The organism is Collinsella sp. AF23-4AC (assembly GCF_003462685.1).
Taxonomy (GTDB): domain Bacteria; phylum Actinomycetota; class Coriobacteriia; order Coriobacteriales; family Coriobacteriaceae; genus Collinsella.
Genome location: NZ_QRVE01000002.1, coordinates 292,621 through 317,239 on the forward strand (window position 1 = coordinate 292,621; position 24,619 = coordinate 317,239).

Consider the following 24,619-nt stretch of genomic DNA (forward strand, 5'->3'; position numbering starts at 1 on the left):
GCGTCATGGAGCGTCCCTGCGCATGGAAAAAGTACACGCCACAGCAAATCGAGGAGCTCGAGGAGCTTTGCCGCGGCTATAAGCAGTTTTTGAGCGAGAATAAGACCGAGCGTCTGTGCGTCAAGACCGGTATCAAGATGGCCGAGGAGGCGGGCTACGTCAACCTGGAGACCGTGATCGCCGAGGGCCGCGCGCTCAAGGCCGGCGACAAGGTGTACGCCGCCAACCACGGCAAAGACCTCATGCTCGTCAACCTGGGTACCGCCCCGCTCGAGCAGGGCTTTAACATCCTGGGCGCCCACGTGGACTCGCCGCGCCTGGACCTCAAGCAGAATCCCGCCTTCGAGGCCGGCGACATGGCCTACCTCGACACGCACTACTACGGCGGCGTCAAGAGCTACCACTGGGTAGCCTCCCCGCTCGCGCTTGTGGGCGTCATCTGCAAAAAGGACGGCACCACCGTCGACATCAACATCGGCGACAAGGCGGACGACCCGGTCTTTACCATCTCCGACCTGCTGATCCACCTCTCGAGCGAGCAGATGTCCAAGCCCGCCAAGGACGCCGTCGACGCCGAGATCCTCGACGTGATCGTGGGCGGCCGCCCCGTCAAGTTTGACGAGGACGACAAGGACGCCCCCAAGGAGCCCGTCAAGCAGATGTTCCTGGACATCCTCAAGGAGCAGTACGACGTCGAGGAGGAGGACTTCCTCTCCGCCGAGATCGAGGTCGTGCCCGCCGGCCCGGCCCGCGACATGGGCCTCGACCGCTCCATGATTCTAGGCTATGGCCACGACGACCGTGTCTGCGCCTATCCGTCCATGCTCGCCCAGATCAACGTCGCCAACGTGGAGCGCACGAGCATCACACTCATCGTCGACAAAGAGGAAATCGGTTCCGTGGGTGCCACCGGCATGACGAGCCGCTTCTTTGAGAACACCGTCGCCGAGATCATGACGCTCGCCGGCGAGGATAGCCCGCTGGCCCTGCGCCGCGCACTTGCCCGCAGCCGCATGCTTTCCTCCGACGTGTCTGCCGGCTTCGACCCGGGCTATGCCGGCAAGTTCGAGACCAAGAACGCCGCCTTTATGGGTCGTGGCCTGTGCTTTAACAAGTACACGGGCAGCCGCGGCAAGGGTGGCTCCAACGACGCCGATGCCGAGTATGTGGCCCTCGTCCGCGACATCATGGACGAGGCCGGCGTGGACTTCCAGACCTGTGAGCTCGGTCGCGTCAACGCTGGCGGCGGCGGCACCATCGCATACATCATGGCCAAGTACGGCATGAACGTCATCGACTCCGGTGTTGCCGTCCTGTCCATGCACGCCCTGTGGGAGGTCGCCAACAAGGCCGATATCTACGAGGCCTACCGCGGCTACAAAGCCTTCCTCGAGCGCGCCTAGCAAACCCTCGTAAGGCGCACCAAACCAGCCCTTTATAACTTGCGGTGGAATACGGACTAACCTGGCCTTCAACCGGCCCGCGCAGACCGCATTCCACCGCAACTTCTTTTTGGCAGAGGAGAGTTCATGCTCCAGGTCATCGTTTCACCCGCCAAGCAAATGCGCGCGGCCCAAGATGCTTTTGAAGTCCTGGGCATTCCACCCTTTGTGCGCGAGACAGCTCGCCTCCACCGCGCACTGCTAGATATCGAGCGGAATGAAGGCAGCGGCGGCCTGCAGGCCCTTTGGAACGTGAGCGACAGGCTGCTTACAGCGTGCCTGGATACGCTTCACGAATTTATGCCCGTCCTGAGCGATGCCGACCTCGCCGATCCCGATATCGCGCGTCGAATCTCCCCCGCCGTCATGTCCTATCACGGCATCCAATACCAAAGCATGGCGCCCGAGGTCATGGATGCCGCACAGCTCGCCTGGCTGCAAAGCCACCTGTGGATCCTCTCCGGCCTCTACGGGTGCGTTCGTCCCTTTCATGCCGTCGAACCGTATCGGCTGGAGATGGGCGCGAAGCTCGCCGTCGACGATGCCCGAGACCTCTACGCGTTTTGGGGCGACAAGCTCGCACGGGCTACCGCCCCGGCAGGCTCAAACACCACGATCGTCAACCTCGCCAGCGTAGAGTATGCCAAAGCCGTTCTGCCCCACCTCGCGGACGACGCCACGGCCGTCACATGCCTCTTTGGCGAGGGTATCCGCAACGGGAAGCCCATCCAACGGTCGACCGCCAGCAAAAAGGCGCGCGGCTCCATGGTGCGGTGGATGGCAGAAAACAAGCTCGAGGATGCAAGCGAACTTACCGCATTCAACATCGGCTATCGGCACATCCCCGAGCTTTCAGACAAAAACACCCTGGTTTTCATGAACGCGCAGGCACAATAGGCCCGCCGTTTCCAAACACCCCATTACTCCGCCAAGCCATCGGCCTTTGCAATCTCGCTCGTCGAGCCATCTTGGTAGGTAATCTTAACGTGCCCTACGTCGGATACCGCAACGCCCGACGGAGGTTCCAGACGCCACTCCGTCAGAGCGATATCCATGGTCGTGGGCACATCGCCCTGATCTTTGAGCTTCACCGTGAGTGTTTTGAGTGCCTCATCAAACGTCACGCGTTCGATTTCTTCACCCGGAATAGACCCGCCGCTCAACTGCAGCTGCACAAACTCGTCGCGCGGATACCAGTAGTCGCCCGGAACGGCGAGCGTATTGGCATTACCGCCAGTACTCCTCACCGTCATAATCGGTAGGCTATCATCAGCCTCAAATTCCCAGGCAGCGCCGCCGCGACCGCCAAACGTCCAAATACAAAAGGCAATCACCAGCACGGCAAGCACCGCAAAGCCAATCGCGACCAACCCATGGTGCGCACGGCCCTCCTCGGCCGATACGTCCCATTGCGTCTCTCGATATAGATGCTTGTCTTCCATGTACGCCTCCCCACAGGCACGCTCGTTGGCCCAATCGTACCCATTCAGGCTATACTTGAGCCCATGACATAACGGGGAGCTTGCGGGACAAGACGGCAGGCTGAGATTGGGCGCGCCCGCCCTGACCCGCAAACCTGATATGGGTAATGCCAACGAAGGGAGCCGTGCCAATGAGCACACAGACCGAGCCCAAGCTCGTCACGCAAATCGACTTCGCCCGTGCCGGGCAGATCACGCCGCAGATGAAGGAAGTCGCCGAGCGCGAGCATCGCGACCCCGAGTACATCCGCGAGCGCGTGGCCGACGGCCGCATCGCCATTCCCGCCAATATTGTGCACATCAAAAAGGGCATGCGCGCCTTTGGCGTCGGTGAAGGGCTGTCCACCAAGGTCAACGTGAACTTGGGCATCTCGGGCGACAAGGCCGATGCCGCCGAGGAATGGAAGAAGGTCAAGATCGCCGAGGACTTTGGCGCCGACGCCATCATGGACCTCTCCAACTCGGGCAAGACGCGCCAGTTCCGCCAGCAGCTCATCGACGAGACGCCGCTCATGGTAGGTACCGTCCCCATGTACGACGCCATCGGCTACATGGAAAAGCCGCTGGTCAAGCTCACCAAGGACGACCTGTTCGAAGTCGTGCGCGCGCACGCCGAGGACGGCGTTGACTTTATGACTATCCACTGCGGCATCAACAAGTCGGTCACCAAGACCTTTAAGGAGACTGGCCGCCTCATGAACATCGTGAGCCGCGGCGGCTCACTGCTGTTTGGCTGGATGGAGGTCACCGGTAACGAGAACCCGTTCTATGAGTTCTACGACGAGTTGCTCGAGATCTGCCACGAGTACGACGTGACGATTTCGCTCGGCGACTCCTGCCGCCCGGGCTGCCTCTACGACTCCAACGACGCCACCGAGACCGCCGAGATGATCGAGCTGGGCAAGCTGTGCAAGCGCGCTTGGGCCGCCGGCGTCCAGGTCATGGTCGAGGGCCCGGGTCACATGGCGCTCGACGAGATCGCTGCCAACATGAAGCTACAGAAGCGCCTGTGCCACAACGCCCCGTTCTATGTGCTCGGGCCGCTGGTGACCGATATCGGCGTGGGTTACGACCACATCACCGCTGCCATCGGCGGCGCCATCTCCGCCAGCTCCGGTGCCGACTTCCTGTGCTACGTGACACCGGCAGAGCACCTATGCCTGCCTAACGCCCAGGATGTGCTCGACGGCCTCATGGCCACCAAGATCGCCGCACACGCCGCCGACATCGCCAAAAAGGTGCCCCACGCCCGCGACATGGACGACAAGATGGGCCAGGCACGCCGCAAGCTCGACTGGGACGCTATGTGGAAGTGCGCGCTCGACCCGGTTACGGGCAAGAAGCGCTACGAGGAGTCCCCCGCCGCCACCGAGGGCACTTGCACCATGTGTGGCAAGATGTGTGCCGTCCGCACCGTCAACAAGATCTTCGAGGGCACCACGATCGACCTCGGCATGGAGGACTAGCCCTGTCGCCGCGGCCGCTCTGGCGGCGAGCTGGTGCCTGTCAATTGTTGACGTGTGAACATTTGCTTGCATTTGCGTAAAGATTGCATCGCCCGCCCGGGTTCGACATAGAGTCGGCCCGGGCATCTTTATAATGCTGGCTTATAGACCCATTTGATTCCGACCGAACAAGGGAGCGAACATGGATCGCAGTAAGGTACCTGCCGTTCTATCCATCGCAGGATCCGATTCCAGCGGTGGCGCCGGCATTCAGGCCGACATCAAGACCATCACGGCGCACCGCCTGTATGCCGAGACGGCCATCACCGCCATCACCGCACAGAACACCCTGGGCGTCACCGCCGTGCAGAACATCTCCCCGGATATTGTCGCGGCGCAGATCGATGCCGTTTTTGACGATATCCGCCCCAACGCCGTCAAAATCGGCATGGTTTCCTCTGCCGAGATTATCGATGTTATCGCCGACCGCCTGAGCGCCTGGAACGCGACAAACGTGGTAGTCGACCCCGTCATGGTCGCCACCTCGGGCGCTCGTCTGATCGCAGAGGACGCCGCCGAAGCGCTTACACACCGCCTGTTCCCGCTGGCAACCGTCATCACGCCCAATATTCCCGAGGCCATGGCGCTGCTCGATTACGAGGTCGATTCCGAGCGCACGCAGCAAAATGCTGCCATGCTCCTCACCCGCCGCTTTGGTTGCGCATCCCTCGTTAAGGGTGGGCATCTTGTCAACGAGGCCAACGATGTACTGGCCGAACCCGCGCCACTCGATGACGAGGGCAACCATCTGGGAGATCCACTCACCACGTGGTTCCGCCACAAGCGCATCGAGACCGACAACACGCACGGCACCGGCTGCACGCTCTCGTCCGCCATCGCCTGCGCGCTGGCCCAGGGCATGGATCTTGCCGACGCCGTCAATGCGGGCAAGGCATACCTGACAGGCGCTCTGGCCGCCGGCCTGAACATGGGCAAAGGCTCCGGCCCCGTCAATCACATGTGGCAGTATTAAGATTCGCAGCCCAAACCACCGCAAAGGGGACAGACACCTTTGCGGTGGTTTGGGGTCGCGCTACTCACCGAGCATCTCTCGGAGCTTGGCTGCCACGGCGTGGCCCAGGTTCTCGTGGCTTTCGGGCATCATGTGCAGATAATCGATATCGCCCGGCTCGGCAAACTCGGCGGCATTCAAAAAGTCGCAGCCAAACTGCTCGGCTACGTGCGCGTAGTACTCGGCAAAATGCTCCGAGGCCTCGGCGGAATGCTCGTCAAAATCGGTCATATACACATCGGCGATCTGCGGCTTAATCTTGATAGGCGCCATCAGCAAAATGCGCGGGCAGGGCGCGGCATCGGTCCAGGGAAACGCGCGGACGGCGCGAATCAGCGCCATGGCGCCACGGGCGATATCGGAAGCCGTCACGTTAAAGACCGTCTTACAGTCGTTGGTGCCCAGCATGATCACAATGGCGTCCAGCGGCTTATGGGCCTCGAGCAGCATCGGAAGCGCGCGAATGCCGTTGAGGTTAGTGTCCAGGTGGCACATATCGTCGCGCACCGTCGTGCGGCCGTTGAGCCCCTCCTCAATCACATGCCAGTCCTCGCCCAGGTCACGCTGCGCCACGCCGCACCAGCGTACATCCTGCGCATAGCGTACCGCGGTGCCATCGCGCATACCAGCCGGATCATAGCCATAGGTGTTGCTGTCGCCAAAGCACATAACGTTTTTCATCGTAAGCTCCCCACTCAATAAAAAGCCGACGGAAGCAGCCTCTCCCGTCGGCTCGACCTATCTGCCAGCACGTACCGATTACAGGTACTTGCGCCAATCGTCCTCGTCCTCATCGTCCTCGGCAGCGGCCTGAGCCCGCTCGGCGGCACGGGCGGCCGCAGTGCGGGCGGCAACCTGGGCATAGGACTCCTCGTTGCGCTCGGGGAAGCTTGCCAACACATGCTCGAACTTGGCGAAGTCCTCATCCCAGCGCGTAGAAGGCACAGCAAAGAAGACCTGCTTGACCTTGAAGTCGCCCGATGCGAGCTCCTTGCGGAAAATCTCGGCCACGGCCTCGGCATCAAAACCGTTGTTGTCGCAGCCCCAAGCGCCCAGTACGAGCTTCTCGCGATCCAGCTCGTCGCAGATGGCGAGCACAAAGCGGATACGGTCGCGCAGCGCGTCCAGCAGCGCATCGTCGCTCACGCGGTACTCCTGGCGTGCGCGCTTGGCATTGGGCGCGGCGGCCACGATCACATCGGCATACGCATGCACGTGGTTGCGGTCAAAACGCACCGCAGGCACTACCAGCGCACGGTTGCGGTAGAGCTCGCAGTTGATATTGCGGCGACGGTTCTCGCCATACCACTTGCGCTGCTTGTCGAGCACGTTGTACAGATACGAATCGGCGCAGAGCGTAGCCTCCTGGCCCAGATAGCCCTGGATGTAGCCGCCACCCGGGTTGGTGAACGAGGCAAAGGCGAGCACTGCCATGTCGCAAAACTGCGCATAGCCACGGCCGTTGTCCAGAATGGCCTGCGTGGCGGAGGCATCAAGCACGGTGACCTCGGGCAGGGTCGGAGCGGGCTCCTCGGCAGGCGCGGACTCGGTCTCTGCGGGCTCCTCAGCAGGCGCGGACTCAGCTTCGGCGATTTCCTCGGCAGGCTCCTCGACGGGCTCGGGCGCCACCTCGACATCGACAGCAGCCTCGACGTCCTCGGCAGCTTGCTCCTCAGCAGCCGCTGCCTTCTGAACCTTGGCCTTCATCGCCGCGACAAAGCCGGCGGGCATGCCGTCAAACTCGCGAACACCGGCAAGCGAACGCTCGATATCCTTGGCGAACGCTTCGGACACAGTCGCCACATGGCGCTCGGCGGCCTTGGCACGGGCCTCGCGCTTGGGATTGGGCTGACCCGCTCGGTTGGACCTGCGGTTACGGTTCCTGTTGTCGACGTCTGCCATAAGTGGTCACCTTTCCTGTCGCTGCCGCTATCGGCTTTTCCCATCCATGATACCCCGCCGCTACAAAAAAGACGGCCCCGCAGGACCGCCTTTCACATCGTTTTACCGCGTCCGACAAGAAACGCTGCAATCCCCCGCGCTAGTCGCGACGACCGAGGATGTTCAGGATGCGCAGGAACACGTTGATAATGTCCACGAACAGATTGGACGCCATGAGCACCGCATTGGGCAGCGTGGGCGGCACCGTCGTGGCAACATAGGTGTCGTAGCCAATAAAGCCGGCGAACACCACGATCACGATCAGGTCGGTGATGGTCTGCGAGACGCCCATAAACATCAGCACGATCTCAACCAGAATAGTGGCGAGCAGAATGCCAAAGCCGATGCCATATACGCGCTGGAAAAACTTGGGGAACGTCACGCCCAAGGCGCCAAAGACAAAGGTGATGGCGGCCGTGGCGATAAAGGCAGTGTTGATGGTGGGCAGGTCGTAGTTGGCAAGGCCAAACGACGCGGTCAGGCCAAAGGTACTCGCAAAGATTACGTAGCCCACAAGGGACAGACCCACGGACTGCTTGCCCGCAGCAGCCGACATCATGACCATGCCGACGATGGTTAAAATAAACGAGCCAAAGACCAGTGGCAGGGCGGCGCCGCTCATCATCATGCGGGCAAACGCCATGGTGCTCGTAAAGTAAGCACCGGCGCCCATGGCGCAAAAGCCCAAGAAGATGAGGGCGGACATGGCAAGATTGTACGCGCGCGGCGACATCTCCTTGGCGCGGCTTGCGCCGGTCTCGATGGGGCCGTTCTGATAGCCCTGGATATCGTTCATACTTCGTCCTTTCAAAAAGCGCCACAACAGCGCCGTAGGTGACAAGATTCCTGCCATTGTACCCGAATGCCGCGCGCTCTTACCTGCGGCGCTCGCCCTCGAGCGTACGATCAAAAGCCCAGACCCACCAACGCATCACGTGCGCCTGCGAGCCGTCCGCCCGCTCACGCGTTTGGTCCTCCAGATACAACTCGGTCGCATGTCCACCAAAACGTACCTTATAGGTTGCCGTACGAATGCCGTGAACCGTCAGGCCAAAACCGGTGGACGAGACAATCTCGTCGATCGTAAAGCAACGGCCGTCGACCCAGCAGACGGTGACCGGCACGACTTGTCCGCCCGCAAGGATGCGGGTCACGACGTCCACATACTGCTTGTGCACGCGCCGAGTTTTGCCGTCTGTCTGTCGATATTCCATGCCTCCTATTATCGAACGCATGTTTGCATATTGTAAAGCGAACAGACTGTGGTTTTGGGGTGTTGGGGCGCGCGCACGTGTCCTCATGGTGTGTTAGCAAAAAGAACACCCGCGGTCAACAGGGCTAATATTCATTTTTAGTGCCAAAAAATTCACTGCTCCCATCAGAACTCGGTAAAGAAACCCGCAGGAGGTGATACGATTTATCATGTTTCTGTAACGTGCCTGCAAACTTCGAGAAAGCCCATATATGGACGTAACGTTCTCAACCTTCCTCGGCCAACTTGTGTCGAACCCAGTCCTTGCCGTCACCGTGATCCTCGCGCTCGGCGCCATCTTCGTCAATGGATGGACCGACGCACCCAACGCCATCGCGACCTGCGTCACCACGCGTTGCATGCCCGCCCGCGCCGCCATCCTCATGAGTGCCGCATTCAACTTCCTTGGCGTGCTCATCATGACGCACTTTAACGCGAGCGTCGCCAACACCATCTCCCATATTGTCGACTTTGGCGGAAACAGCACCATGGCGCTCGCCTGCCTGTGCGCGGCGCTGTTCTCCATCGTCGTCTACGGCGCCACAGCGTCGCGTTTTGGCATCCCCACCTCGCAAAGCCACAGCCTTATCGCCGGCCTGACCGGTGCCGCCATCGCCCTCGGCGGTGCGAGCAGCGTCAACGTCCACGAGTGGATGAAGGTCATCTACGGCCTGGCGCTCTCCATCGGCCTGGGCTTTGTCATGGGCTGGGTCCTGTGCAAGCTCGTCTCGATTCTTTTCGCCGCCGCCAACAGGCGACGTGCCAATGTCTTCTTTAAATACGCTCAGATCGCAAGCGCTGCGGCCATGAGCTTTATGCACGGCGCGCAGGATGGACAGAAGTTCATCGGCGTGCTCTTTTTAGGCGTGGCCTTTGCCAGCGGCCAGACGAGCGTCGGCGATGCCGGCATCCCCATCTGGATTATGCTGCTGTGCTCGGCCACCATGGGCATCGGCACCAGCGTGGGCGGCGAGCGCATCATCAAGTCCGTTGGCCAGAGCATGGTCAAGCTCGAAAAGTACCAGGGCTTCTCCGCCGACCTCGCGGGCGCCGCAAACCTGCTGCTTGCCACCCTTACCGGCATCCCCGTGTCCTCCACCCATATCAAGACCTGCGCCATCATGGGCGTCGGTGCCGTCAAGCGCCTTTCGGCCATCAACTTCGGCGTCGTCAAGGACATGATGTTCACCTGGTTCTTCACCTTCCCCGCCTGCGGACTCATCAGCTTTGTCATGGCCAAGCTGTTCATGATGTTCATCTAGTCAAACCGAGCGTCCATCCGGACCGTAATGCCTCGCCCACCCGTCTTCGCCTCGAAAGGACCCACTCATGGCAAAGAAACCCGATTCGTTCTACTTTGACAACTACGTCGCCTGCGCCGACCTCGCCGTCCAGGCCGCCGAGCTGCTTACCCAGATTTTTGAGAACTTCGATCCCGCGAAGATTCACGATATGCTCGAGGAGATGCATGCGATCGAGCATGCGGCAGACAAGAAGCACCATGAGCTCGAAGACGCCCTGCTCACCGCCTTTATCACCCCGCTCGAGCGCGAGGATCTGGACCTGATGAGCTGCTCGCTCGACACCGTGCTCGACCGCATCGAGGGCGTCGTGCAGCGCGTCTACTTCACCAACATCCAGAGCATCCACCCCGATGCCATCGTCATCGCTCACAAGGTGACCGACGCCTGCCGCGCCATGAAGGACCTTATGGTCGAGCTTCCCAACTACCGCAAGTCCAAAACGCTGCGCGAGCTCGTCATCCAGATCAACACCATCGAGTCCGAGGCCGACGAGCTCTATATCAACGCCATGCGAAACCTGCACGTTAACGGCAAGGACCCGCTCGAGGTCATCGCTTGGCGTGACGTGTACGCCTTCCTGGAGTACTGCGCTGACTGCTGTGAGAATGTGGCCGATGTTGTGGATTCGATTGTCATGAAGAACAGTTAATTGGGGGCACGTATCCCCCCGGTCGCGGGCCCGCCACTAATACCCTTTTCACTCCGGCTGCAAGCAGAGTCGTTCAAAAGGTATTAGTGGTCGGGCCCGCTCCCTTACGTACCACCATTGGGAACTTTGGCTGATAGGTTTAGCGCAATGGGGGTTTGGCTGAAGGGACCTTTGGTACCCGTTCGGACACTTTGGCCCTTGATGAGCGTTTGGCCGATTGCTGCTTTGGGTACTCTTTGGGTTACTTTGGGTTTGTTTGATTTTTAATTGTAGGAGGGCTTGTATGTCTTATTTGGATTTGGCTCGTGGTCGGTATTCTTGTCGTTCTTTTGAAGACCGTCCTGTTGAGCAAGCTGTTGTGGATGCCATTGTTGAGGCGGGGCGGATTGCTCCTTCTGCTTGTAGTAATCATCCAGCCCGTGTGATGATGCTGGATACGCCTGAGCTGTTGGAGAAGGCTGCTGCTTGTCAGCCTCGGTTTGCTCGTGATGGGTCTATCTTTGGAGCTCCGCTTGTCTTCCTTATTTGCAGCGTTACCGATGATGCTTGGGTACGCCCGTATGACCAGATGAATTCCAGTGAAATCGATACGTCCATCGTGTGTGATCAGATGATGATGGAGGCCACCGAGCAGGGCCTGGGAACGTGCTGGGTATGCCATTTTAAGCCTGAGGTGGCACAGGAGCAGTTCAACCTGCCCGAGGGCGTCTATCCCTATCACATGCTCGTCTGCGGCTATCCCGCCGACCATATCGCCGACCCCGAGCATCGCGAGGCCCGCACCATTCCCCTCTCCGACTTCCTCCTCAAGTAGTTTTTGGCACATGCCCTAAAACCTACCTTTTACCGCTCACCCATTTGCCGAGTTCTGCGCCACTATGTGCAGGGCTCGGTTTTTTATGTTGCGCGCCCCTGCGCAGTTATAAAAAAGGACCCGCAAGGTGCGGGTCCTTTCTAGGCACTAAATTGTAGGACGAATGTTAGTCCAAGTCGTCGGCGGCAAAGTTGTCGATCGGGGCGAAAGGATCGGCCACGGGGACAACCGGGTCAGCGACGGGCAGCGGCTCGGCGGGAACAGTCACCGCAGGAGAAGCGGCAGAACCGACCGGCGTGGAGGCCATGAGGTCGGCCGGGAAGGAGTTCTGGGCATCGTCCATGAAGTGCTGGATGAGCTTGAGGTACTCGGCCTTGAACTCCTCGCGGGAGGCCTTCAGACGGTCGATCTCCTCGAGCTCGGCCTGCTTCTCGGTCAGAGCCTGGCGGATAACCTCGCGGGCCTTGGCGTCAGCCTCGTTGCGGATACGCTCAGCGTTCTCGTTGGCATCGTTAACGATGGTCTCAGCGGTCTGCTGGGCAGCGATCAGGGCAGCGGAAATCTGGCGCTCCTGAGCGGAGAAGTCAGGGGCGGGAGCAGCCACGGGGGCGGCAGGAACGGCCTGGGCGGTGGCATCCTGAGCCTGGGCAAGCTGAGCCTGCGCATCGGCAAGCTGCTGCTCGGTAGCAGTCAGACGACCCTTAAGGTCGACGATCTTAGCGAGCATGGCGTCAACCTCGGAGGACAGCGTCTCCAAGAAGACGTCGACCTCAGCAGGATCGTAGCCACGCTTGGCCTCAGAGAAAGTCTGGGCCTGGATGTCTGCAGGGGTAATAGCCATAACAAGTCTCCTTTTTCATCGCCTCGGCGCTACACGCCCGACGTAAGTTACTAAGTCAGTTCTACACGAGTATACCTATAAGAAGCTGCAGAACCAGCCTCTGCACCAACTGCAACGCAATAATCGCAACGACCGGCGAAAAATCGATACCGCCCATCGGCGGGATGAAACGACGGAACAGGTTGAGCCACGGACCGCACACGCTATCAAGCACCGCGGCAATATCCTGAAGCAAACCGCCCTGCTTCATGGGAATCCACGTCATAAAGCAGTAGACGACAATGAGCGTGGAATAGAAGTTGAACAGCGTGTTGACCAGCTGGACGATAGTGTAGATGTTGATGGGAATCTCCTCGTCTTGTCTTTACTTAAGGTAGCCGTCGGCACGAAGCTTCTTGAGATCGGAATCTTTGACCTCGCAGCCGGCGGGCAGCACCATGAACACGCGGTCGCCCACCTCCTTGACCGTGGCACCCAGACCGCAGGCAAAGCCGTAAGAGAAGTCCAAGACGCGCTTAGCAACTTCGGTGCGTACGCCCACAAAAATCAGTGCGACAGGCTGCTTGGTGCGAACGCGGCGCACTACGGTCTCCACGTCGTCATAGCTCTCGGGGCGCAGGACATAGGCCGGCAGCTGCGGCGTGGCGTTGATGATGTTGCTCGCATAGGCCGAGGCATCGCTCTGTGCAGGCGCGGGCGCAGCGGCGGCACGGGCGCGGGTGTTCTCGGCGTAGCTCGACGGCGTGTCATAGGCACCAGGACGATAACCGCTCGCAACGCTGTCCTGCGAGCGCGAAGGCGGGTTATACGTCGTGGCATGGCGGGAGTCATCGCCGACCAGCTGACCGGAGCGCGTATACACGGCAACCGACTCAGCTTCACCACGGCGCGTCTGACCAAGCAGGCCGTTGCTCGGCTCGTCTTGGGTGTAGAAGCCCTCGCCCGAAGCACCGCTGTAGCCGTTGCCCTGATAACCATCGTCATAGCCGTCATCGTAGCCGTAGTCGTCGTCCTGGCCATAACCCTGGTCGTAACCCTGCTGGCCGCCCAGGTGCATCTTATTTTTAATCTCGTCAAGGAAGCCCATGGTTGTGTCCTCTCGCGGTTTAGTGCAGGCGCCCCGATAATCAGTGCGCACTTCAGAGCCTTATTTTACTGCAAACTCCGGGCTAAATACTACCCTGCCCAGGCGAACGAGCGTAGAGCCCTCCTCAAGGGCAGGCTCAAAGTCCTCGCTCATGCCGCAGGAAAGCTCAGGCAGGTTCAAATCAGGATGCGCCGCCTCCAGCTCATCCCTCAGCTCACGAAGCCCCGCAAAGGTGCGGCGTGCCACATCCTTATTCCCCCGGGGCGCCATAGTCATAAGCCCCTGTACGCAAATTCCCTCAAGTTCCGCAAGCTCACCCGCGGCGGCGCGAATCTCATCGGGCGAAAAGCCTCCCTTCGACTCCTCACCACTCACATTGACCTCGATGAGCACACGCTGGGGACCGGCGAGCTCGCCTGCCTCAATCTTGCGGACAGCACGGCTCGAGATCGCCTGCGCCAGATGCAGCGAACCCACCGAGTGAATCAGCTCGGCTGAGCCCAGCACCGCATTGATCTTATTGGTCTGCAGGTTGCCGATCATATCGAAGCGCACCTCGGGCAGCTCCGGATGCTCCGCCAGACCCGTGAGCTTGCGAACCAGCTCCTGCGGGCGGTTCTCGGCAAAATGGCGATACCCCGCCTGGATGGCGGCAACGGTCTCATCGACACCAACGGTCTTAGACACGGCAATGAGGCGCGCGGCGTCGTGGGGGCGGCCCGCGCGATCGAGCGCCGCATAAAAACGTTCCAGAATCTGCTCGCGGCGAGCGCGCATCAAGTCCAAATAGTTATCCATTGCTAATCGCCTCCGCTGACAGCCAAACAAGTAGTCCCATGCTAACGCAAGAGCGCGGCCCCGCATGTGCAAGGCCGCGCTCACTTAGGTATTTACAATCTTTCGACGAACGGGGTTACTTACTCCTCGTCGTCCTCGCCATCGTCCTCGTCCTCAAGATGATCGAGCAGGTAGCGAAGACCCTCGCTGACCTCGTTGGCGGGCACCTTGGCAACGTAGCGCGCGTCGACGGCGGGCCTCATGATAACGCCCTCGCCCGAAGGCACGCGCATGCTCTCGAGCTCATCCTCGTCCACACGGGCGATATCGCCGGCGTTCATACGCTGACCAGTCAACAGGAAGGTCAGACGGCAAGCGGCATCGATGGAAATCGAAGCGATGCGATCGAGGTAGCGCGAAACCATGATTGCGCGGCGCAGGTCGTCATAGTTGCTGTCGTCGTCCATAAAGTCGCCCGTATCCATGCGGTTAAAGGTGCGGAAGAACTTCTCGTAGGCGGCGTGCACTGGCTCGTCCTCGACAGCCAGGTTGCAGATGATGGACATGTCATTGGTGACGAGCGCGGAAAGCGAAGAGCCCAGCACCTGGTAGACGGCCTCAGCCTCGGCCTCGACCGTGCCGACAAGCTCCTTGGGCAGCGAGATGTCAGCCTTGATCATATGACGCGTGGCACGGCAGATCTGACGGACCTTATCGGTCATGCGTTGCAGGTTAAAGTCGACGTAGATGATCGTCTGAAGCAGGCGGAAGTCGGAGGCGACCGGTGACTGCGTGGCAATCAGGTTGTAGCAGACGGCCTCCAGGTTGGCGCAGCGTGCGTCAATCGAAAGCGTGCGCTTCTTGGTCTTGGTGGCGAGCTTGCGGTCGTCGGTCACATAGGCCTTCACGGCATCGTGGAGGGCCAGATCGACGGCCTCATAGATGCTCAGCATCTCGTGACGGGCTTCGACGAGCTGACGGGAAAACAGTTTGCGCATGGTTCACTCCAATCAGTTGGGTGCGGTCATGCCGCCCGCACAGTGAATACGCACCGGACCAGGTCCGATCGGCTTGGGACTAGTCGCACCGATCAGCCAAAGCGGCCGGTGATATAGTCTTCCGTCCGCGAGTCCACCGGGCTGGTGAAGATCGCGTCGGTTTGACCATACTCGATGAGCGTGGCGGGCTCGCCGGCAACTTCCTGCAAGAAGAATGCGGTGTAGTCGCTGATACGAGCTGCCTGCTGCATTGAATGCGTGACGATGATGATCGTCATCTCGGGCGCCAGCTCGGCCATCAGATCCTCGACCTTAGAGACGGACGTGGGGTCGATGGCGGAGCAGGGCTCGTCCATCAGAAGGACATCGGGTTGCACCGCAAGCACGCGCGCGATGCACAGACGCTGCTGCTGACCGCCCGAGAGCGCCAAACCATCCTTGTTGAGCTGATTGGATACCTCTTTCCAGAGGTTGGCGCGCTTGAGCGATTCTTCCACGATGTCATCGAGGTCGCTTTTGCTAGTCACGCCCTGCAGACGAGGGCCAAAGGCGACATTCTCGTAGATGGATTTGGGAAACGGGTTGGGCTGCTGAAAGATCATGCCCACGCGACGACGGAGGTCGACCGGGTCGACGCCCTCGGCATAGATATCGTTGCCGTCGAGCGTCATGGTGCCCTCGACGCGCGTGCCCTCGATCAGGTCATTCATGCGGTTGATGCAGCGCAAAAACGTCGACTTGCCGCAGCCCGAAGGGCCAATGAAGGAGGTGATGGCGTTTTTGGCGATGTTGAGGTCAAGCCCCGTCAGCGCATGAAAGTCACCGTACCAAAAGTTGAAATCCTTGGCCGTAATGGCCGCTTGCTCCAGCGTGGGAGCGGACTGATAAACGGACATGGGACTCCTTAACTAGCGACGCTTGCGCGACAGGAAGCGCGCAAACAGGTTGAAGGCCAGAATGATCACCATCAGCAAGAGCGCGGTGCCATAGGCTGCGTTCATGTTGATGCCGTCGTTGGCAAGCAGGTACAGGTGAACCGTCATGGGGCGGCCGGAATCGAGCGGCGAAATAGGTAGATTGATGGCCTGGCCCATGGTGTAGAGCACCACCGCGGTCTCGCCAATGGCACGGCCGATGGCGAGGACGATACCCGTGGCAATACGGCCAAAGGCAGAAGGAAGCACGATCTTGGAGACGACCTGCCACTTGGTGGCGCCCAGGCCGTACGCACCCCACCGGATATAGCGCGGAACGGCGCGAATGGCCTCTTCGGTGGTGCGCATGACGATGGGAAGCATCAAGAGCGCGAGTGCCAGAGCGGCAGAGACCATCGAAAGGCCCAGGCCCATGGCCTCGACAAACAAGGCGTAGCCAAACAGGCCCATAACGATGGAGGGCACCGAGGCCAAAGCGTCAGCAGCGTAGCGGATGAGCTCGACGACCTTGCCCTGCTTGGCGTACTCGGCCAGATAGACGGCTGCCAGCACAGCGATCGGCGTGCAGATAAGCATGGCGAGCGCCGTCACGTAGACGGTTGAGACGATCGTGGGCCAAATTCCGCCCTCGGCGTTGACGCCCTGGGGCCAACCGAAGATAAAGTCAAGCGAGATATGTGGCAGGCCGTTAATGACCACGTAGGCGATGATAGCGACCAGCACCAGCGTGGTGATGTAGGCAGCGGCACGAAACACGCCGAGCATGATCTTGTTGGACAGGTCCTTGTTGATGCGGCCCTTCGTGCCGTGGGAAAGGGCACGCTTGATGCGCTCGCGCGACGAGGTCGTATCGACCGTCATGTCAACGGAATCGGACATAGCCTACCCCCTCTTCTTCTTGGAAATCAGACGGACGATGCCCACCAGCGTAGCGGAGATGATAAACAGGACCACGCCCATGCCGAACAGCGCCGAGCGGTGCAGACCCGAGGAATAGCTCATGTCGAGCGCAATCTGGCTCGTGAGCGTCGAGATGGGGCTCGCAATGCTGTCGGGAATAACCGGGGCGTTACCCACGACCATGAGCACGGCCATGGTCTCGCCGATGGCACGGCCCATACCCAGCACGATGGCATCCACGATACCCAGCTTGGCGGCAGGTAACACGACCTTATAGATGGTCTGCCACTTGGTGGCACCCATGGCATACGATGCCTCGCGAATGCCCATGGGAATGGAATTGAGAGCATCGATGGTGAGCGTGGTGATGGTAGGAACGATCATGATGGCAAGCACGAACCACGCCGTCAGCGCACCAAAACCAAGACCACCGGTCAGTTGTGCGATAAACGGGCGGATGATGATCATGCCGAAAAAGCCGTAGATGATAGAAGGGATGCCGGCCAGCAGGTCGACGGCAGGGCTGATGAGCTTGCGCACACGCTTGCCGGCGATCTCGACCAGGTATACGGCCGTACCCACACCTAGCGGCACGCCCATGGCGAGCGCACCGACGGTCACCAGACCCGAGCCGGCAAGCAGCGACATGATGCCGTAGTGGCCCTCAGAGGGCGCCCACGTAAAGCTAAAGAAGTCCGCCAGACCGATGTCAGTAAAGACGGGCAGCGCCGAGTACGTGGTAAAGACAAAAATCAGGATGACGGTAACGACCGCCAAGAACGCGCAGGCAAAGAAGATCCACTGCAGCGCCTTCTCCTTGATATAGGTACTGCGCGATACAAGCGCCAGCTCGCGCTTCTTGGGCGCCTGAGCATTCTGCTCAGTCTGGGAGTTTTCCTGTGCTTCCATGCTACTCACTCCCCTTCTCGTCGTTGGTGACGGGAATAAAGCCCGCCTCGCGAATCTGCTTGTCCATCTTTTCGGACGTCACGTAGTCGATGTAATCCTGCGCCTGCTGCGAAGGCGCACCCTTCACAAAGAAGTAAAGGTCGCGCGAGATGGGATAGCCGCCACTCGCGACCGTCTTCTCGGATGCCTCAACATGATTGATCGAGACGGCCTTGACCGAGGTCTTGGCGTTGAGGCTATCGACGAAGCCCAGCGAAATGTAGCCGATAGCCCCGCGCGAACGAGATACCACGTCGCGCACCTGGCCCGTGCCCGAAAGAACGGCGGAGCGGCGATCGAACGGGGTGCCGTCCATCACGATGGTACGGAAGGCTTCACGCGTGCCAGACGCCTCATCTCGGTTGATAACCTGAATCCTCAGGTCCTCGCCACCGACTTCTTTCCAGTTGGTGATCTTGCCGGCATAGATATCGCGGAGCTGCTCGGTCGAGAGGTTATCGACGGGGTTGTCTTCGTTCACGATGACCGCGATACCGTCGTGGGCAATGACGATGGGAGTCAGGCCCAGATCCTGTTCGTCGGCATTGAGTCCACGGGAGGAGCTGGCGATATCGGCCGTGCCAGCGCTGACGGCTTCGATGCCAGCGGAAGAGCCCAAACCGGAAACGAGCACGTCGATGCCGGTCTCTTCCTTAAAGCCCTCTGCCGCAATTTCGGCGATAGGAAGGCAGGTCGTGGAGCCGGCCACGGTAATGGAAGAGGTAGAAGATCCCGAAGAACAGGCACACAGCGTAAGCGTAAGCACAGCGGCGCTCAGGACCGATACGATCTTTCTCATAGCATCACGCCGATCGCAGCATGGCGCCCACAGGTGCCGTCCTCGTTACGGTAGGAATAAAAGCGGTCGTTCTGACGCACAGTCGAAAGCTGGGTATCCACGATATTATCCGCGTCGACACCGACATCTACCAGCGCCTCGCAAATGGCAGCGGAAAGATCGAGCATGCGAGAGGTGCTCGCATCGACGCACGAGAACTCGGCGGCAAAGCGATCCATGAGTTCCTGGGATACCTCATATTCGTCACCCAAGATATGGGGGCCGATATAGGCGGAAACGTCGCTCGCATCGCAGCCGGCAGCATCGCAAAGCGCCTGGCACGCCTTGGCAGAAATACGTGCAATCGTGCCCTTCCAACCGGAGTGCACCACGGCAAATCCGCCAGGGGCCACCAGCACCACGGGAACGCAGTCGGCAAAGCAGAGAAGCACGGGCACGTTATGCGCCGTACAGACGATGGCATCGCAGCCCTCGGCAATCTGCTCACGGACGTCCTCAAGGTCATCGGCGCCGTTCGAGGTAACCGCAACGATATGGTCACCATGGACCTGATTGGGAACGAGCAGGTTGTGCTCGCACTCGGCGGCACCCATAGCCTCGAGTGCGCGGCGACGATTTTCTTGAACAGCAAAGGGATCATCGCCAACATGCGAGCCCAAGTTGAGTGAGGAGTACGCATCTTCGGAAACACCACCGGCGCGCTCGGTGAAGGCAAAGCGAACATCGGATGTCGCGCCCTCCACCAACGTAACTCCATCATGGTCGACACGCGAAACGTTGTCCGCACGTGCTGCCATACTAAAGCCTCCTAATAACACAAGTACCGCGGCGTTGCCGCGCAGTCCGCGTTTATACGGCTGTCATACTTCCTTAAAAGGATACCCGCAGCGGTAGGGACCAAACGTAAAGGGAACGTAAGGAGATTGGAGGCTTTCGTTTACAAACGAGAAACAAAACGGGGTGCATCCAAATGGACACACCCCGTGCAGGTCGTTGAGAAAAACGAACTAGAAGCTACCGCGCTTCAGGAAGCCGGGAAGCTCGAACTGGTCGTTGCCAAAGTTGGGCAGCTCGGTACCACCGACGTTGCGGGTCGGAGCGGCCTGAGCCGGGCTGGCGGCAGGAGTGGTGCGCTGCGGCTCGGCGGAGGCAGCAGCCTTGCTCTGAGACTGCTGAGCAGCAAAGAGCTCGTCCTGACGGTTGACGTTGGAGTCGGAGAAGCCCGTAGCGATGACGGTGATACGCACCTGATCGCCCAGGGACTCATCGACAACGGTACCGAAGATGATGTTGGCCTCGGGGTCGACGGCGTTGGCGACAACGTCGGCGGCGTCGCTGATCTCCTGGATGCCCAGGTCCTTGGAACCGGCGATGGAGAGCAGCACGCGCGTGGCGCCATCGATGGAGCTCTCGAGCAGCGGGCTGGAGATGGCCTGCTGGGCAGCATCGACGGCACGGGTGTCCCCAGAAGAGGTACCGATACCCATCATGGCGGTACCGGCCTGCTTCATGATGGTCTTAACATCGGCGAAGTCCAGGTTGATGATACCGGGGACGGTGATGAGGTCGGTGATGCCCTGGGTGCCCTGGGAAAGGACGCCATCGGCAATCGCGAAGGCCTCGAGCATGGTGGTCTTCTTCTCGGCGATGTCGAGCAGCTTATCGTTAGGGATGACGATCATGGTGTCGACGCAATCGGAGAGGGTCTTGATGCCCTCCTCGGCGCTCTTCTTGCGCTTGCGGCCCTCAAAGGTGAAGGGCTTGGTCACGACGGCGACGGTCAGCGCACCGACCTCGTTCATCGCGATATCGGCAACGATGGGAGCGGCGCCGGTACCGGTGCCACCGCCCTCGCCGCAGGTGATGAACACCATGTCGGCGCCAGCGAGCGCCTCGGCAATGTCGTCGCGGGACTCATCGGCAGCCTTACGGCCAACCTCGGGGTTGGCGCCGGCACCCAGGCCGCGGGTAAGGTCGGTGCCGATGTGCACCTTGATATCGGCATCAGAGATCGCGAGTGCCTGAGCATCGGTGTTGATGGCAACAAACTCGACGCCGCGGATGCCCTCTTCGATCATTCGATTGACCGCGTTGGTACCGCCGCCGCCGACGCCGACCACCTTAATGACGGCAAGGTAGTTGTTGATCTCTGTCTCGTGCATGTCGGTCCTCCGAACAAAGGTTATAGCCATAGCATGGGTCGACCCCTGCGCACATTAACCTTCAGGTTGAAAGTAAATGCAAAGGTAAACCGTATTATGTTTGCACATTATGAACGTATCAGTCAAATAATTGACCGTGAAAACCAAACAAACCAGATAAACGGCGTGGTATGGCCCCTCAACAAAGCATCAACCAGCGCTACGAGGTCGGAGCATTCCTAAATGTGTAGTTGCCCGGAGAGCGCACATTGATATACGTTACGCCCTCTACCTGCGAAAGCAACTTGGTGACTACACGTTCCTTCTTGACGATATCGTCCGAATCGCCCAGCGACACCTCAATGCCGTTATTGAGGTTTGCCGAGATGGCTTCGACCGAAGGCGTGGAAATGTCCTTGACTTGTCCCAAGAACTCGCTCGAAAAACCACGCACATAATCCAAGCCGGCCTTAACGGCCTTGGAGCTCACTGCCTGGCCGGAAACCGGAGCGACATCCGCCGAGACATCAGTCAACAACACCGCGCCATAATGCTTAGCGAGCGCCAGCGCGGCATCGATTCCGGTCAAGGTATTTGAACCCTGCCCTGTCGTGATGACGTTGCCCTGGTCGTCCACTTCGACCGACGTCGACAGTGGGGCGATCCAGGTGTCATCATCCCCGATGGCCCAGGCAAGGTCATCGGAGCTGATATAGGCAATTGCGATGACCTTGCGCTCCATCGGCGTAATGATGAGCGTATGCGGGAACTGACGCTGGACATCCACGCCCGAGACCCACGGGTTCTGCTTGAGGTCCTCGGTAATCTGGTCGGGATCGACGTTAAAAAGCGACGTTCCCTCGGGCAAATCGATCAGCTGGATAGCATCGTGCTTCGTCACATGCTCGCTGCCTTGAATCTGAATATCAGTGGCGGTAAACAATCCAGAGTTAATCACCACGATGGCAACGACGACGAGCACAGCCAAGACGGCCAGAACGCCGCCCACGATTTTGCCTTTGCCTGTAACGACAGAAGCGGCATCTGATGTTTTATTTACCATTGCCCCAAGTGAAGACAACGGGTTGACGCCTTTTTTACTCGAAGGCTTCTTAGCGGTAGCCGGCACCGATGTCAGCGAGCGCGGTTTCGATGCGCCCAGCGTACGACCTGGACGCGGCGCTTTAGTTCCCGTCGAGGGCTTAGGAGTTGCCATGGGACAGGCAGGCTTGACGCCCATAACAGGCTTTGACGTCACCGAGGGACGCGAGGACTTTTTTGCGGCCGGACGATTACCGAGCTGCGAGCCGACGACCGGACGACTGGCCTGTCGAGCATGCCCGACAGACTTAGAGTGCGCGACGGTATTGCGTTGAGGTTTGGCAGGCGCGCCGGAACGCCCTCCGGCGCGGCGGAAGGTGGGTTTCGATGCTCTAGAAGCCGAGGAATTTAACTTCCGGTCTGAGCTCGATGCCATACGCCTCCCTCACCTTTCCGTGCACATGTCTGATAACCGCGGCAACGTCATCGGCCGAGGCAGTTCCGTTATTAACGATAAAATTAGCGTGAACGGGCGAAACTTCCGCGCCGCCAATTGAAAAACCCTTTAATCCACAATCCTCGATAAGCTTGCCCACACTCGCATCGGGCGGGTTACGAAAGACCGACCCGCAGGATGCGCGACCCATGGGCTGCGTACGCTTGCGCCTCGTCAGGTACCGTTCCATGCGCTCGCGAATGTCGGCCTTGGGCGCCGGTTTAAGCTTGAGCACACACTCGAGGATAATCTCATTGCGGGGAAGGCTACATTCGCGGTAGCCCCAAGTGATCTCGGACCCCGCATAATGCTTGATGCCGGATGCCGGGTCAAACGTTACGACATCCTCAACCAGCGAGCCAATCCACTCGGTCCGTGTGCCGGCATTCATAGATATCGCGCCGCCGACCGAACCAGGGATGCCAACGGCAAACTCAAGGCCCGAGAGGCTACGCGACAGGGCATCGTTGACCAGGCGCGCAAACATCACGCCCGCACCGACCGTCAGCGTACAACCGTCATCGGCAACAACCGTGCGCTGAAACTCACGTCCGAGCGAAATGACGGCACCGCGATAACCGCCATCGGCAACCAGCAGATTGGAGCCCTTGCCAATGATGACCCACGGCACCTGCTCGCGATCGAGCACCGCCACGGCGCGGCGGAGGGCATGATAGCTATGGCACGTCACAAAGAGGTCGGCCTTGCCGCCGATACGATAGCTCGTATGACGCGCAAGGCGCTCGTCCTCGATCACATCCGTGTCGATCATGCCCGAGAGCGCCATGACGGCGTTAAACAGACCCATTAGACTTAAGCGTCTTTCTTGGCAGTCAGATACTCAATGAACTCGGGACCGACGGTCGTAACATCTCCGGCACCCATGGTGAGCAGCAGGTCGCCCTCGCCCACCATCTGCTCGAGCTCCTGATTGAGCTCAAGACGGCTGGAGCAGTACACGACCTCCTTGCCAGGATGCTTGGCGCGCACGGTATCGGCGAGCATCTTAGAGGTGACACCCGGAATGGGCATCTCGCCAGCCGAGAACACATCGATCAGCAGCAGTTTATCGGCATTGGCAAATGCATCGGCAAAGTCGTCGCACAGGGCCTGCAGGCGCGAATAGCGGTGCGGCTGGAACACGACGTCGACGTGCTTGTAGCCCAGCGACGAAGCGGCAGCAAGCGTCGCCTTGATCTCGGTGGGATGATGGCCGTAATCATCGACCACGGTGATGCCATCGATATCGCCCACGTGGGTAAAGCGACGGCGGACGCCCTCAAAGCTCGAGAGCGCCTTGGCGGCGGCGTCGATGTCAAGGCCCAGGACATGGGCGACGGTGAGCACCGCCGTGGCGTTGAGCATGTTGTGGCGACCGGGATTGCTCTTGATCTCCACAGCGTGCTCAGTGCCGTCCTCAAAGCGAACGATAAAGTCACTCTGGATGCCCTTGACATCCGGGTGCACGCAGACGATGTCGTTGCTCTCGGCAAAGCCGTAGGAAAGCACGTGACGGCCCGTCGACTTGGCGAGCTCGACCAGATGCGGATCCTCACCGCAGACGATGACGGTGCCGTCCTCGCCCACCAGGCTCATGAATTTGGCGAAAGTTGCCTCGATCTCCTCGATACCCGAGTAGTGATCGAGGTGGTCGGCCTCGACGTTGGTCACAATGACCACGTTGGGGTTCAGGAACAGGAAGGAGCTGTCGGACTCGTCGGCCTCGGCGACAAAGTAGTCGCCCGAGCCGTTCTTGCCATTCGTGTCATAGCCCTCGACGATACCACCGATCAAGAAGCTCGGATCCAGACCCATGCGGTCGAGCATGGTGGCGCACATCGAAGACGTGGTGGTCTTGCCATGCGTGCCAGCAACAGCGACGGTGGTGTAGCCGTGGCCTAAAGCAGAGAGCATCTTGGCACGGGGCCACACGGGAATACCAAGCTCGCGAGCGCGCACGAGTTCAGGGTTGGACTCCGGAATAGCGGTGGAGACAACAACCACGTCGGGCTTGACCTCGTCGATCGTGGCGGCCTCATGGCCCACATGCACCTTCACGCCAGCGCGGGTAAGCTGGCGGATATAACGTGACGTCTTAAGGTCGGAGCCGGTAACGGCATAACCGCGCTCGTGCAGAACGAGGGCGATGCCGCTCATGCCGGCGCCGCCGATACCGATAAAGTGGGCGCTCTTGAACTCGGGCGCGGAGGTTGCAGTCTGGGAATCAGCCATGTGCTCGTGTACTCCTTGCGTAAA

At 59.9% G+C, this 24,619-nt stretch carries 26 protein-coding genes and 1 riboswitch; of the genes, 7 read left to right on the forward strand and 19 right to left on the reverse strand.

What is annotated here, in order from left to right; all coding sequences use genetic code 11:
• Positions 1–5 precede the first annotated feature (5 nt).
• Both DWY05_RS02925 and DWY05_RS02930 read left to right on the forward strand, forming a co-directional pair.
• Positions 6–1,403: an aminopeptidase gene (locus DWY05_RS02925; protein ID WP_117837206.1), complete on the forward strand. Its 1,398-nt coding sequence runs from the start codon at positions 6–8 to the stop codon at positions 1,401–1,403.
• Between the two features lie 126 nt (positions 1,404–1,529).
• Complete coding sequence (locus DWY05_RS02930; protein ID WP_117820369.1) at positions 1,530–2,339, forward strand: YaaA family protein; 810 nt, start codon at positions 1,530–1,532, stop codon at positions 2,337–2,339.
• Between the two features lie 23 nt (positions 2,340–2,362).
• Here DWY05_RS02930 and DWY05_RS02935 read toward each other — a convergent pair whose 3' ends face one another.
• Positions 2,363–2,884, reverse strand: coding sequence for a hypothetical protein (locus DWY05_RS02935; RefSeq protein ID WP_117820370.1), 522 nt, complete (start codon positions 2,882–2,884; stop codon positions 2,363–2,365).
• A 62-nt stretch (positions 2,885–2,946) separates the two neighbouring features.
• Positions 2,947–3,063, forward strand: a riboswitch (TPP riboswitch).
• Between DWY05_RS02935 and thiC the strand changes: the two genes are divergently transcribed.
• Entirely contained in the window at positions 3,055–4,389 is a 1,335-nt protein-coding gene (gene thiC, locus DWY05_RS02940) for a phosphomethylpyrimidine synthase ThiC (protein WP_117820371.1), read from the forward strand. (Overlaps the previous riboswitch by 9 nt.)
• Positions 4,390–4,570: 181 nt before the next feature.
• Complete coding sequence (thiD, locus tag DWY05_RS02945) at positions 4,571–5,401, forward strand: bifunctional hydroxymethylpyrimidine kinase/phosphomethylpyrimidine kinase (RefSeq protein ID WP_117820372.1); 831 nt, start codon at positions 4,571–4,573, stop codon at positions 5,399–5,401.
• Between the two features lie 60 nt (positions 5,402–5,461).
• Here the strand turns inward: thiD and DWY05_RS02950 are convergent, their stop codons facing one another.
• The 4 genes from DWY05_RS02950 to DWY05_RS02965 form a co-directional block, all read right to left on the reverse strand.
• Positions 5,462–6,121, reverse strand: a complete 660-nt coding sequence (locus DWY05_RS02950) for an SGNH/GDSL hydrolase family protein (protein WP_117820373.1) — start codon at positions 6,119–6,121, stop codon at positions 5,462–5,464.
• Between the two features lie 78 nt (positions 6,122–6,199).
• Positions 6,200–7,342, reverse strand: coding sequence for a TIGR02452 family protein (locus DWY05_RS02955; RefSeq protein WP_117820374.1), 1,143 nt, complete (start codon positions 7,340–7,342; stop codon positions 6,200–6,202).
• A 139-nt stretch (positions 7,343–7,481) separates the two neighbouring features.
• The gene (locus DWY05_RS02960; protein WP_158558639.1) at positions 7,482–8,177 is read right to left on the reverse strand and encodes a Bax inhibitor-1 family protein; all 696 of its coding nucleotides are present in this window, start codon (positions 8,175–8,177) and stop codon (positions 7,482–7,484) included.
• Positions 8,178–8,256: 79 nt separating this feature from the next.
• Positions 8,257–8,595 (reverse strand): hypothetical protein, encoded by a 339-nt coding sequence (locus tag DWY05_RS02965; protein WP_117820376.1) that lies wholly within the window; start codon positions 8,593–8,595, stop codon positions 8,257–8,259.
• Positions 8,596–8,845: 250 nt separating this feature from the next.
• Here DWY05_RS02965 and DWY05_RS02970 point away from each other — a divergent pair, with 250 nt between their 5' ends.
• From DWY05_RS02970 to DWY05_RS02980, 3 genes are all read left to right on the forward strand, one after another.
• Positions 8,846–9,895: an inorganic phosphate transporter gene (locus DWY05_RS02970; RefSeq protein WP_055251696.1), complete on the forward strand. Its 1,050-nt coding sequence runs from the start codon at positions 8,846–8,848 to the stop codon at positions 9,893–9,895.
• 67 nt (positions 9,896–9,962) lie between these two features.
• The gene (locus DWY05_RS02975) at positions 9,963–10,586 is read left to right on the forward strand and encodes a DUF47 domain-containing protein (protein WP_117820377.1); all 624 of its coding nucleotides are present in this window, start codon (positions 9,963–9,965) and stop codon (positions 10,584–10,586) included.
• Positions 10,587–10,869: 283 nt separating this feature from the next.
• Positions 10,870–11,400, forward strand: coding sequence for a nitroreductase family protein (locus tag DWY05_RS02980; protein ID WP_117820378.1), 531 nt, complete (start codon positions 10,870–10,872; stop codon positions 11,398–11,400).
• Between the two features lie 166 nt (positions 11,401–11,566).
• Here DWY05_RS02980 and DWY05_RS02985 read toward each other — a convergent pair whose 3' ends face one another.
• The 14 genes from DWY05_RS02985 to murC all read right to left on the reverse strand — a co-directional run bounded on the left by DWY05_RS02985 (position 11,567) and on the right by murC (position 24,595).
• Entirely contained in the window at positions 11,567–12,241 is a 675-nt protein-coding gene (locus tag DWY05_RS02985; protein WP_006234242.1) for a DivIVA domain-containing protein, read from the reverse strand.
• Positions 12,242–12,302: 61 nt separating this feature from the next.
• A complete protein-coding gene (locus DWY05_RS02990; RefSeq protein ID WP_040358293.1) occupies positions 12,303–12,590 on the reverse strand; it encodes a YggT family protein in 288 nt (95 codons plus the stop codon).
• A gap of 15 nt (positions 12,591–12,605) precedes the next feature.
• Positions 12,606–13,328 carry a cell division protein SepF gene (locus DWY05_RS02995; RefSeq protein ID WP_117820379.1) on the reverse strand — a complete coding sequence of 241 codons (723 nt, stop codon included), beginning with the start codon at positions 13,326–13,328 and terminating at the stop codon, positions 12,606–12,608.
• 60 nt (positions 13,329–13,388) lie between these two features.
• Entirely contained in the window at positions 13,389–14,126 is a 738-nt protein-coding gene (locus tag DWY05_RS03000) for a YggS family pyridoxal phosphate-dependent enzyme (protein WP_089571590.1), read from the reverse strand.
• A gap of 119 nt (positions 14,127–14,245) precedes the next feature.
• Entirely contained in the window at positions 14,246–15,103 is an 858-nt protein-coding gene (locus tag DWY05_RS03005; protein ID WP_117800724.1) for a PhoU domain-containing protein, read from the reverse strand.
• Between the two features lie 92 nt (positions 15,104–15,195).
• Positions 15,196–15,999: a phosphate ABC transporter ATP-binding protein PstB gene (gene pstB / locus DWY05_RS03010; protein ID WP_089571588.1), complete on the reverse strand. Its 804-nt coding sequence runs from the start codon at positions 15,997–15,999 to the stop codon at positions 15,196–15,198.
• A gap of 12 nt (positions 16,000–16,011) precedes the next feature.
• Positions 16,012–16,917 (reverse strand): phosphate ABC transporter permease PstA, encoded by a 906-nt coding sequence (gene pstA, locus DWY05_RS03015; protein WP_117820380.1) that lies wholly within the window; start codon positions 16,915–16,917, stop codon positions 16,012–16,014.
• A gap of 3 nt (positions 16,918–16,920) precedes the next feature.
• The gene (pstC, locus tag DWY05_RS03020) at positions 16,921–17,847 is read right to left on the reverse strand and encodes a phosphate ABC transporter permease subunit PstC (RefSeq protein ID WP_117820381.1); all 927 of its coding nucleotides are present in this window, start codon (positions 17,845–17,847) and stop codon (positions 16,921–16,923) included.
• A gap of 1 nt (position 17,848) precedes the next feature.
• Positions 17,849–18,685 carry a phosphate ABC transporter substrate-binding protein gene (locus DWY05_RS03025; RefSeq protein WP_117820382.1) on the reverse strand — a complete coding sequence of 279 codons (837 nt, stop codon included), beginning with the start codon at positions 18,683–18,685 and terminating at the stop codon, positions 17,849–17,851.
• Entirely contained in the window at positions 18,682–19,482 is an 801-nt protein-coding gene (locus DWY05_RS03030) for a polyphenol oxidase family protein (RefSeq protein WP_117820383.1), read from the reverse strand. Before DWY05_RS03030 ends, DWY05_RS03025 begins: the two co-directional genes overlap by 4 nt.
• Before the next feature lie 210 nt (positions 19,483–19,692).
• A complete protein-coding gene (ftsZ, locus tag DWY05_RS03035) occupies positions 19,693–20,847 on the reverse strand; it encodes a cell division protein FtsZ (RefSeq protein WP_117820384.1) in 1,155 nt (384 codons plus the stop codon).
• A gap of 199 nt (positions 20,848–21,046) precedes the next feature.
• Positions 21,047–21,835 carry a cell division protein FtsQ/DivIB gene (locus tag DWY05_RS03040; protein ID WP_233503963.1) on the reverse strand — a complete coding sequence of 263 codons (789 nt, stop codon included), beginning with the start codon at positions 21,833–21,835 and terminating at the stop codon, positions 21,047–21,049.
• A gap of 424 nt (positions 21,836–22,259) precedes the next feature.
• Positions 22,260–23,171 (reverse strand): UDP-N-acetylmuramate dehydrogenase, encoded by a 912-nt coding sequence (murB, locus tag DWY05_RS03045; RefSeq protein ID WP_006234257.1) that lies wholly within the window; start codon positions 23,169–23,171, stop codon positions 22,260–22,262.
• A 5-nt stretch (positions 23,172–23,176) separates the two neighbouring features.
• Complete coding sequence (gene murC / locus DWY05_RS03050; protein WP_099431529.1) at positions 23,177–24,595, reverse strand: UDP-N-acetylmuramate--L-alanine ligase; 1,419 nt, start codon at positions 24,593–24,595, stop codon at positions 23,177–23,179.
• Between the last annotated feature and the right edge of the window lie 24 nt (positions 24,596–24,619).